The sequence below is a fragment of the Luteimonas sp. A478 genome, from assembly GCF_054052025.1.
The window spans coordinates 1-9,656 of record NZ_JBSVRF010000012.1 but is presented as its reverse complement, the minus strand read 5'-3'; the positions used below and the strand labels follow the sequence as shown (position 1 = coordinate 9,656).

Annotated in this window: 13 protein-coding genes and 1 pseudogene; 2 read left to right on the top strand and 12 right to left on the bottom strand. The window is 58.4% G+C overall.

Features of this window, described 5'->3' with window-relative positions; translation table 11 throughout:
• Positions 1 to 116: 116 nt before the first annotated feature.
• Together ACW7G3_RS14085 and ACW7G3_RS14080 are read right to left on the bottom strand one after the other, a co-directional pair.
• Positions 117 to 686, bottom strand: a complete 570-nt coding sequence (locus ACW7G3_RS14085) for a hypothetical protein (protein WP_456983541.1) — start codon at positions 684 to 686, stop codon at positions 117 to 119.
• Between the two features lie 194 nt (positions 687 to 880).
• Entirely contained in the window at positions 881 to 1,327 is a 447-nt protein-coding gene (locus tag ACW7G3_RS14080; protein ID WP_456983539.1) for an HIT family protein, read from the bottom strand.
• 205 nt (positions 1,328 to 1,532) lie between these two features.
• On the opposite strand from ACW7G3_RS14080, the gene ACW7G3_RS14075 reads away from it, so the two are divergent.
• A complete protein-coding gene (locus ACW7G3_RS14075) occupies positions 1,533 to 1,748 on the top strand; it encodes a hypothetical protein (protein WP_456983538.1) in 216 nt (71 codons plus the stop codon).
• A gap of 188 nt (positions 1,749 to 1,936) precedes the next feature.
• On the opposite strand, the gene ACW7G3_RS14070 is transcribed toward ACW7G3_RS14075, so the two are convergent.
• The 4 genes and pseudogenes from ACW7G3_RS14070 to ACW7G3_RS14055 all read right to left on the bottom strand — a co-directional run.
• Entirely contained in the window at positions 1,937 to 2,536 is a 600-nt protein-coding gene (locus ACW7G3_RS14070; protein ID WP_456983536.1) for a hypothetical protein, read from the bottom strand.
• Positions 2,537 to 2,645: 109 nt separating this feature from the next.
• On the bottom strand, positions 2,646 to 2,933 hold the full coding sequence (locus ACW7G3_RS14065; RefSeq protein WP_456983534.1) for a hypothetical protein: 288 nt from the start codon (positions 2,931 to 2,933) through the stop codon (positions 2,646 to 2,648).
• Between the two features lie 428 nt (positions 2,934 to 3,361).
• The gene (locus ACW7G3_RS14060) at positions 3,362 to 3,853 is read right to left on the bottom strand and encodes a VOC family protein (protein WP_456983533.1); all 492 of its coding nucleotides are present in this window, start codon (positions 3,851 to 3,853) and stop codon (positions 3,362 to 3,364) included.
• Between the two features lie 35 nt (positions 3,854 to 3,888).
• Positions 3,889 to 4,059: pseudogene (locus tag ACW7G3_RS14055) on the bottom strand (HupB); the annotation flags it as partial.
• 99 nt (positions 4,060 to 4,158) lie between these two features.
• Here ACW7G3_RS14055 and ACW7G3_RS14050 point away from each other — a divergent pair.
• A complete protein-coding gene (locus ACW7G3_RS14050) occupies positions 4,159 to 5,847 on the top strand; it encodes a M28 family peptidase (RefSeq protein WP_456983531.1) in 1,689 nt (562 codons plus the stop codon).
• 6 nt (positions 5,848 to 5,853) lie between these two features.
• On the opposite strand, the gene ACW7G3_RS14045 is transcribed toward ACW7G3_RS14050, so the two are convergent.
• The 6 genes from ACW7G3_RS14045 to ACW7G3_RS14020 form a co-directional block, all read right to left on the bottom strand.
• A complete protein-coding gene (locus ACW7G3_RS14045; RefSeq protein ID WP_456983529.1) occupies positions 5,854 to 6,279 on the bottom strand; it encodes an MAPEG family protein in 426 nt (141 codons plus the stop codon).
• A gap of 182 nt (positions 6,280 to 6,461) precedes the next feature.
• Complete coding sequence (locus ACW7G3_RS14040; protein ID WP_456983527.1) at positions 6,462 to 6,992, bottom strand: nuclear transport factor 2 family protein; 531 nt, start codon at positions 6,990 to 6,992, stop codon at positions 6,462 to 6,464.
• Positions 6,993 to 7,076: 84 nt separating this feature from the next.
• Positions 7,077 to 7,625, bottom strand: coding sequence for a hypothetical protein (locus tag ACW7G3_RS14035; RefSeq protein WP_456983526.1), 549 nt, complete (start codon positions 7,623 to 7,625; stop codon positions 7,077 to 7,079).
• A gap of 122 nt (positions 7,626 to 7,747) precedes the next feature.
• Positions 7,748 to 8,317, bottom strand: a complete 570-nt coding sequence (locus tag ACW7G3_RS14030) for a hypothetical protein (RefSeq protein ID WP_456983524.1) — start codon at positions 8,315 to 8,317, stop codon at positions 7,748 to 7,750.
• Between the two features lie 97 nt (positions 8,318 to 8,414).
• Complete coding sequence (locus ACW7G3_RS14025; protein ID WP_456983522.1) at positions 8,415 to 8,840, bottom strand: hypothetical protein; 426 nt, start codon at positions 8,838 to 8,840, stop codon at positions 8,415 to 8,417.
• 71 nt (positions 8,841 to 8,911) lie between these two features.
• Positions 8,912 to 9,313, bottom strand: coding sequence for an SEC-C metal-binding domain-containing protein (locus tag ACW7G3_RS14020; protein WP_456983521.1), 402 nt, complete (start codon positions 9,311 to 9,313; stop codon positions 8,912 to 8,914).
• Between the last annotated feature and the right edge of the window lie 343 nt (positions 9,314 to 9,656).

The following is a 9,656-nucleotide window of genomic DNA, read 5'->3' as shown; positions in this document are numbered from 1 at the left end:
CGCTATAGCGATAAATCTTCCGAAGGCCGGGCTTGGCCATGTGACACCTCTCGTTAGGTGAGGGTGTCAACTAAAGCGGATGAGGTTCCGCGTCGGCTTGAAAGAACTGTTATGCGTCACCTGACGAGCTCCAGAAGCTCACTCGGTGCGGTGCTCATGATCACCCCACAGGCTAGCCATACGACACCGACGGCAGCCAGGTGCAGGCCGTCAGTGGATGCTGCGTCGATCTTGAGATGCAGTTGACGATCGGCCTCGGCCCTAGAGTGTGACTCCTCGCGAAGCTGACGCTCTGCGTCTCGTACGTGCGTGTCAAAAGCAGACTCGGCGGCATTTGCGCGCTTGTATAGTTCTTCCAGGTTGGCCTCGGCTGCAGAAAGGCGAGACTCAAGCGTCGGGTCAGCCCCCGCGCCGCGCCATACGTAAGCTTTTGCGGAACCTGACATTGAAATAGTGCCCGACGCCGACATTGAGACGATACTCGGCTTAAGCCTAAGTATTGTCTTGAGCCACGCACGCATGTGCTCTAAGAAGCTTGGCTTACCGAACATTCTACGAGTGTCGCGAATGCCAGTGGCTGCTGCGGCGATACCGAGCAGCTGCAACAGGAGACCGGACAGCCTAACGCTACGCTCCGTCTCCCAGTAGTACAGCGACGTAGCGACCGCAAGTATCACTACGGTCACCGTGAAGATAGGCAACCGAGCGCGCGCGATAGACACGCAAGCGCGACGTGGCCAGTTAACGATGTGAGTGCCGAGGTCGCGCATATGACGCATAACGCCTGAATTAAGCCGCGCCGCGAAGCGGTGTCGGCTTGAATGAATTGTTAGGCCTGCATGGTGCATCCTGGCAGCCCGACCCACAAGCAAAGCGCACGCTACCGCAAAGCGGCCCGGAGACTGGCTGCCAACTCAACTCGTTCCGCGGTGGTGTAGGGCACTTTCTGCCCCGCATGCAGCCCGTCATTTGAGTAGCGAGGAAATACATGAAGATGGTAGTGCCACACATCTTGATCTCCGGCTGGCCCGTTGTGTTGCCGAGTGGATATTCCTTCACAACCGAAGGCATTCCGCATAGCGTGCGCTAGGCGACGCGTGGCACGAAAGAAGTCGCTGCCAAGGTTGTCCGGTATGTCCAATACGTTCTCATAGTGGCTCCGAGGTACCACCAAGCAGTTGCCTTTTATTCCAGCGTAGTGGTGAGTCGGAACCAAAGCGAACACGTTGGCATCCACTAAGACAACGGCTGACTCTGGATCAGGCGATGGAAGTGTCTCAGCAATACCGCAGAACGGACACTCGTATCCGGGTGGAGCATTCTTCATAAGGCCTAACACTTGAGTTAAGCCGCCCCGAAGCGGTGTCGGCTTGAACGACTTGTTAGGCCGCTGCTGTCCGGCACCCGCGCCGGATTTTCGGCAACCCAACTCCTGAGCCGAACAGTACAACAAGTCTTGGCGGACAGCTTGGACTGGCAAGGCGCGCCCGAGCGCCAAGCCACGGCTCACCCGGAGCTGCCGGGGCTGAATCTTGGCTGGTGATCCTATCCAGAAAAAATTCCTGCAACCAAGCAGAAAAGAGAGCCGGTTGCAATGCCCTGTGGCCCTGCCGCCCGTGTACCTTGATTTCTCCACAAAACTTGGAGATACCAATGAGCGACAAGCAACTGAAAAGGGGGTTGATCGTGGCCTTGAGCATAATGGCGTTGGAGAATTCAATTCAGGCATGTTTTGCAATATGGCATGATTCGATTGTATCTGAGGAACCAATCACGGCGGCAGCTCTTACCGCGATTGTGATTATTCTGAGGCGGTCGACGTAACCCTGCGGCCTAACGCCTGAGTTAAGTCGAACCGCGTAGTGGAGCCAAAGGCATGGCAAGCTTTCCTGCCATGCTTTTGGTGTGACGAAGGGGTTTCGGCTTAAACGAATTGTTAGGGCCCAAGCCCGATGTGCTCAAGTTTGTCATTTATACCGCGCGCCAGAGCAATGTATTCCCTAGCCTCGACTGAAGATACGCCACCGAAAGCGTTCCAACGCTCATGTACTGCCTCATTCCGCAGCTTCTGCATGCGCCTAAGTACCGAAGCTGTAGACCCATCAATTGCTTCTCGCTCTTTGAGGAGCTTAAGAGCTTGCGAGGGCGCTGAGGTGCGAAAGTTCCGCGAACCCGTGAGGCGCTCCGCTGCTCGGGCCAAGTTGTCCTCTACGGCAGACCAAGCCACAGTCACGGCCGGTTCCGGGAACTCATTTGCCAGCATCTCCGCCTCTTCTAGCAGTTCGCCAGGCAACTTCGGACCTCCTGTCGCACGAGCAGGAGGTTGAGGAATAGGCAGCAACTCTATTTTCATTGCCTGTTGTTCGATCTGGCGAAGCTCTCTGCCAAAGTCCAACTCGATGTCTTTGTACTTGAGCTTAGTTGTGGTCAGCAGAATCTGTATCAGCGGCTTGCGGAGAAGCACAAACAACACCAGTGCCGTAATCGGCCATGCGAGCGACTCAGCTAATGATGCAACGAGCTGGAATGTGTCCATGGGCCCTAACACCTAAGTTAAGCCGAATTGCAGCGCGTAGCCGGGCACATGGCAAGCTCTTTCTGCCATGTGGCTGGCGTAGCGATGCAATTTCGGCTTGAACGCATTGTTAGGCGCCGACCGGACGTATGCGGCGCGCGAGAACCACAACGACGCCCACGATAAGGGAAATTAATAGGGAAAATCCGGCAAATAGTGCGAATGCCTCTGCGGATAGCGGCTCAGGCACGCCTCCCTCCTGAGCAGTAGATGCAAGAAAGAACAGAGCCGGAGTTGCCGCAGCGCTCAGCAACGACGCACGCCAGAACTTACGCAAATACAAGTGACAGAAGGTAGCCACCGCAAGCGCTATGCCGAGAAGGATAACCACTCCGACCGGGATTGAAGAAAGGTCCATCGGTTGGATCTCCGTTCTTTAGGCGCCTAACAATAATTCGGGGGCGAAATCGGGGTGTAATCCCGCGGCGTAACGCGGAACTCCATGCAAAATTGACGCATAAAACCCTCCCCCTGCCCGTTATTGCTTCCGATCTGCCGCCTAACTCCCCAGTTATGCGACTTCCCAAGCCGAACCTAGCAGCGCCCGGCAGCCAATACAACTCGACGACAGGCTTTTCCTTGACGCTGCCCGCGGATCAGGACGGCGCCCCTCGCCCCTGCTCGTATTCCATCAGCGGCGGGTCCTTCAGCCACAGCTGCAGCCAGCCAGAGCGTTCGGCTTGGCCTTTGCGCAACTCCGTTCTGAGGATGCAGCTCCCCGATGTGCCTGTGGGGTCGTCGAATCAGGCTGCTGCAAATGCATGAAAGGCGTCAGCCTTTCCATAGTCAGGCGGCTCCGTCGCCGCGGCGCGCCGCCTCGATCGCGGCCACATCAATCCTGCGCATGGTCATCATCGCCTGCATCACCCGCTCGGCGGTGGCCGGGTCCGGGTCGGACATGCCTTCCAGCAACACGCGTGGCGCGATCTGCCAGGAAAATCCCCAGCGGTCCTTGCACCACGAGCACTCGCTCTCGCTGCCGCCGTTGCCGACGATTGCATTCCAGTAGCGATCGGTCTCTTCCTGGTCCGCGGTAATGACCTGGAAGCTGACCGCTTCGTTGGGCTGGAATTCCGGACCGCCGTTGAGTCCGACGAACTTCTGCCCCAGCACGGTGAACTCCACGGTCAGCTCATCGCCCTTCGCACCGGAGGGATAGTCGGTTGCCGCGTGCATGGTCTTGCCTACGCGGCTGTCGGGAAAGGTGGCCGCGTAAAACTCCGCGGCCTCGCGCGCCTTGCCCTGGTCGAACCACAGGCAGGTGATCATTTCCGTCATGGTTGGCTTCCTCGATGATGCTTGAGCAATCAGTGCTTGCGACCGGAGCCGGACTTCTTGCCGCCGCCGTCCTGCTTGTTGACGGTGGCCCAGGCGATGCGCTCGGCCGTCTCTTCAGACTTGCCGTCGGCCTTCTGCTGCTTTTCGATCTTGGCGGCCTGGCGCTTCTGCTTGTCGGTATAGGATGACTTGTCGCCGCGTGGCATGGGTCTGCTCCGGACGGGACGAGGAGCGTGGCACGGCGCACATTAGGAGCGGGTCAAGATGCTCCTACAATGAGGGCTTTCCATGAGCCGGGGAACGGCATGAAAAGTCTGAAGACGACGGCCATTGCGGCGTTGTTTCTGGCAGCCTGCGATGGGCAGGCCCCGACCCCGGCAGAAGGCGACGTTGCGGCGCCGAGCCCCGTTCATGCAGAGCCGGCCGGGATCAGCGGCTTCAACCTCGCGCGGCACCTGGGCATGCTGGCCTCGGATGAGTTCGAGGGCCGGGCGCCCGCCACACCGGGCGAAGAGCGCACCGTGGCCTACATCGCAGAGCAGTTTGCCGCCGCCGGGCTTGAACCCGCCGGCGAGGACGACGGATGGACCCAGGCCGTCACCCTCGAGCGCACCGAAATCACAGGACCGGTGGCCGCCTCGTTCTCGCTCAATGGCACGGCGTGGGAACTGGCCAATGGCGAGGACATCGCCCTGGAAACCCTGCATCCGGACGGCAACGTCGATCTGAGCGGCCTGCCGGTGGTGTTCGCCGGCTATGGCATCACCGCACCGGAGCTGGACTGGGACGATTACGCCGGGCTTGATGTTGCAGGCAAGGTGGTGGTGGTGGTGGTCAACGATCCGGATTTCGAGACCGAACCCGGCCGCTTTGGCGGCCGCGCCATGACCTGGTACGGGCGCTGGGTCTACAAATACCTGGAGGCCGCCAGCCGCGGCGCCGCCGGCGTGCTGATCGTGCATGAGACCGAACCGGCCGCGTACCCTTGGGCCACCGTGCGCAGCGGGCGGGCGGCGCCGCAGTTCGACATCGTGCGCGAGGACGCCGCCGACCATCACCTGCGCGTGCGCGGCTGGATCCAGCGCGCCACCGCCGAGCGCCTGTTTGCCGATGCCGGCCTGGACTTCGGCCAGGCCAAGCGCGCCGCGCAGCAGCACGGCTTCCGCGCGCACCCGCTGGGCGATGCCACCTTCTCCGCCGCGTTCAACGTCGAGCGCAGCCGCATCACCACTCGCAACGTACTGGGCCTGCTGCCGGGTGCAGGGCGCCCCGACGAGACAGTGATCGTTTCCGGCCACTGGGACAGCTTCGGCATCGGCGAGCCGGACGACACCGGTGACGCGATCATCAACGGCGCGGTCGACAACGCCACCGCCATCGCCTCCATGATCGAGATCGCACGGGTCATGGCGGAAGGCCCGCGCCCCTCGCGCAGCGTGCTGTTCATCGCCCTCACCGCGGAAGAGAGCGGCCTGCTCGGTGCCACCTGGTACGCCGCCAACCCGCTGCGTCCGCTGGCCACCACCGCGGCGGACATCAACATGGAAATGTGGAGCCCCGATGGCCCCACCCATGACATCTCAAGCTGGGGGCTGGGCAAGGTGTCGCTGGAGCGCAACCTGGCCGCAGCCGCGCAGGCGCTCGGCCGCAGGTACTCGGCCGATCCGAACCTGGAGGCCGGCTTCTTCTACCGCGCCGACCATTTCGCCTTCGCCCAGGCCGGCGTGCCTGCCATCACCGTCGGCCCGGGCATGGACCAGGTCGAGGGCGGCGTGGAGGGTGGCATGGCCGCACGCGCCGAGTACTTCGACAGGCACTACCACCAGCCCAGCGACGAGTTCGGCGACTGGTGGGACATGCGCGGCCCCACCGAGGACACGGAAGTGGTGCTGCGGCTGGTGCAGGACGTGGCCGACGCGGAAGCCTGGCCGGAGTGGGATGAGGACAGCGAGTTCCGCGCAGCGCGCGCGGCCAGTGCCGAGGGCCGCAGGTAGGGGGGGCTATGCGGCCAGGAACGACCCCGCATACATCGCCCACATCACCAGCAGCAGCAGGAAGCTGCCCAGGAACACCGCAAACCGGTGCATCACCCTGTTGTAGGTGCACTGGATCGCGCTGTGCACCACCCGCGACAGCACGAACAGCCACGCCAGCGCCGGCAGCCAGGCCGGCACATGGCCGGTGCCGATGGCCACCGCGCACAGCAGGTAGAACAGCACCGGCACCTCGAACAGGTGGTTGAAGTTGTCCGACGCGCGCGAATCCTCGAGGCGCTGCGCGCGCTGTCCGGAGAGCGCGACCGATTGCGGATGGATCCGCCGGGCCATCATCTCGCCGACGCGGATGCGGAACATGTGCAGGCCGACGACGAAGGTGAGAGCCACCATCGCCACGCAGGCTGCGAAAAGATGCTGGGTAGGTGACATCAGCGAGACCTCGTGAAAGCGCGAAGAATGAACCACACCGCCAATCCGGAAAGCAGCATGCTCGCCAGCATGATCACATCGCTCACGGTCAGCAGGGGACCGAGGCGCCCGACGCCCATCCGGTTCAATGGCAAGTGGGGCCTTGACGATCCCGTCGCGCCTCATCACCTGTTAGCCACCTGTCACTCCGTGGGCAAAGGATCCCTTTGCGAAAAAATCACCGAGATGATTTTCCAGCCGTCCTCAGTCCGGACCAGGTGCCACATCTCGCGGCCCCATTGGGTCTCTTCTCCATTGCGCACAAAGGAGTAGTCAAAGTTCACAGAAGCGATCTCGCCATCCGTGTCTATAGCTACGTCGCGGAATATTTCCTCGCCCGGTTCGGAACCAGCTTCGGTGATGCGATCGATGAAGGCCAAGTGATTGTTTTCCGGCCACCAAAGCGCTTTGCGTGCTTCGGGGGCAAATTCCCTGATCCGAGCCACCCGGATATCGTCGTCGACCATCTGCCAGGTCATATGTTCGGGTTTGTCAGAATAAAAGAGGCCAACGAAAGCGGCCTTGTCCTTCTTGATGATCGATGTGCGGAACGCTTCCACAATCTCACCAATTGCCGCCACGTCTTCAGGGTCGTTATTGGCAGCTGATGCGGGTTGCAGGCTGGGTGATAGCGAAAGGAGAGCAGTGAGGGCCAGCGCTTTGAAAGGTGACATGTGAGTTCTCCAAGATCTAATACCTGAATTAAGCCGACCTGCCCGCGAAGCGGGTTCGGCTTGAATGAATTTTTAGACGTGAAGTTAGCTATCACTGACTGATTTCGAAAGTGCTGTTATAACCAGCTCATTGAGCAATGCAGTAGACTGATTTTTCATGTCGGCAGCAACAGCACCCCTAACTGACATGAATTTACTTGCATATGGCGAGCTCGCCCCTTGAGTTACCAGTGAATGAAGCTCATCGGCGGATAGGTGCTTGGAATAGGCGCTCGCAAGATTCTTGTCCCATCTTTTTTGATACTGCGGAAGTGCCTCCTTGATCTCCATTTTTACGATTGACTCTGCGCGATCTGCACCATGCTTTTGTGCGACCAAGCCATAGGTATGAGTAGACTTAGCAACCTGGTATGCCATCATCTCTAGATTGGACCCCATATTCAATTTATTTACTAATGCAAAGGCGGGGTCGCCTAGGTCTGAGTCCGCAGGCAATGCCGCAGGTTCAGATAAAGATTCTTTTACAGGTGCGATTTCTTGGCTACTCTTTGGATTGTCAGTACAGCCAGAAAAATGCATGGCCAACATTGCTGTAGACAAAAAGTAGAAGATTTTTCCACTATGAGTGCGCATATCTCCTCTCCTGCACGTCCAACACCTGAATTAAGCCGAAGTGCGTAGTGGAGGCAACAACATGGCAAGCTCTTTATGCCATGTTGTTGCTGTAGCGAAGCAGGTTCGGTTTGAACGAATTGTTAGGCGCTTGATTGCGCGGAAGTGTGAACATGCAAAGTCTTACTCCAAGCAGGAGTCTGAGAGGCTCCTTCATATGCCACTATTTGCACATCGCCGGGGCGGGCAAAGCGGAGTTGCATGTCGGCAATACCGCTCTCGGCTGAGAAAGACTGCTTGCCGCCACCAGCGACGTCATACTTGCTCGAAGTCCAGTTAATGGTTTGACCGAGCGAGAAAAACCAGGAGACTTCTGTGTCACCTAGGTCCTCAGGCTTAGGCCCACGGATCTCAACGTACATTCTTGAACTAGCTGGTATCTCGGCGCGAAGTGATACGTGCTCATCTAAAGCTACGTCATTGACCGAATTGGACAAAATGTTCTTTCCGTGGCGGCCATGTTGAGGGTAGCTAAAGGTTGTAGACGGTACGGGCCCGGCATGAGCGTGTCCTTTCTCTTTGAGAACCTCCAAGCGCTCGTGATAGAGCAGTCTTGCAGCTCCCCAGCCTAGACCAAAACAGAGAAGTGCTAGTCCTAGAGAACCCCACGGATTGCTCGACATCCACGCCCAGTTCTGCTGCAAGAAGTCCATTGGTTGCCCCAGAGTTGCGAAAAATTTGGTTCAAGCGCCTAACGCCTGAGTTAAGCCGAGTTGCGAAGCAGCGTCGGCTTGAATGAATTGTTAGGGCTCACTCGCTGTTACGGTTAGTAAAGAAAAACTTGAGTGAGCACATTGTTGCGGCTGAACCGGCGAGCAGAGTAATTGCGACTAGCAAAGGCCTTGTTGCTTGCGATACGCCAAAGATAAGCAGTAGTGATGCGGTGACGCCAATCAATATTGATACAAGGGCAATAGCAAGCGACGCCTTGTTTAAGAGGTCGAAGGTGCTGGATGTGCTTGCCACAAATCTCTCCATAAGGTTGCTAAGAAAGTGCGGAATTAGACCAAATGCCAGAGAGCCAATTGCAAATGCAATAGCTATTCCTAACAGTGCCGCAGGGGCCGCTTGATTGAATGTCTTTACCTTCCCTGATGCGAGAATCAAGAGCAGTAGCCCGACGTAGAGGATGGAGCTAGCACAGCCTGAAAGAAGAATTCGACGTTGCAATGTCATCCGTTGTGAGCCCTAACGCTTGAGTTAAGCCGTGCCGCGAAGCGGTGTCGGCTTGAATGAATTGTTAGGGCTCACACCGAGAAGCCCCGACCGTGACACTGCTTGTACTTTGCTCCGCTACCGCACAAGCATGGACTGTGATCGCGCAGACCGATGGATATGGATTGCTGAAGGAACGCCTGCGCACCTTTCAACGGCATAATTTGATCGGCGGGAATGCTGACGTAGCCGTACTGTCCAGCTCGCTCTCCACAATTCATCACCTTGACGATCTCTTCTGATACTCGGATGAAGTGACGAACCAGCAGATCGTCCCGCACTGCAAGACGTACGTTGTCTTTGGCAAGGCCTTCGTAGTTAAGAGAAGGATCCGGGACGAAAAGAATGCACTCCTCGCCATGTTGCTTAGGAGTAACTTCAACCAGAGCCCCTTCCGGAGACAGCCACACGGCATGAAACTCAGCCTCAACCAAGACGTGAGGCCACTCCCAAATTTGCCAGCCGCACAACATACTGCCGCCGGCATGAGAGATCTTTTCCTCTACGTTTGGAAAGCACTCGTTGAATCTTGCGCCGTCGCACGGCCTAACAGGCAGGTAGGTGGCCTCGTGCCCAGGAGCGACCTTGGCGATCAGTTGCCTGATGTGCTTTGTGATCTTTCTCGGAGTGCTCGTGTGCACTGACTGTGAGCCCTAACACTTGAGTTAAGCCGCCCCGCAGCGGGGATGTAATGACCCAGCGGTTTCTGCTCAGATCAGGCCGCTAAAGCATACGCCTCAGCGGGTGTCTTCATGCCCAGCGCCTGGTGCGGGCGCC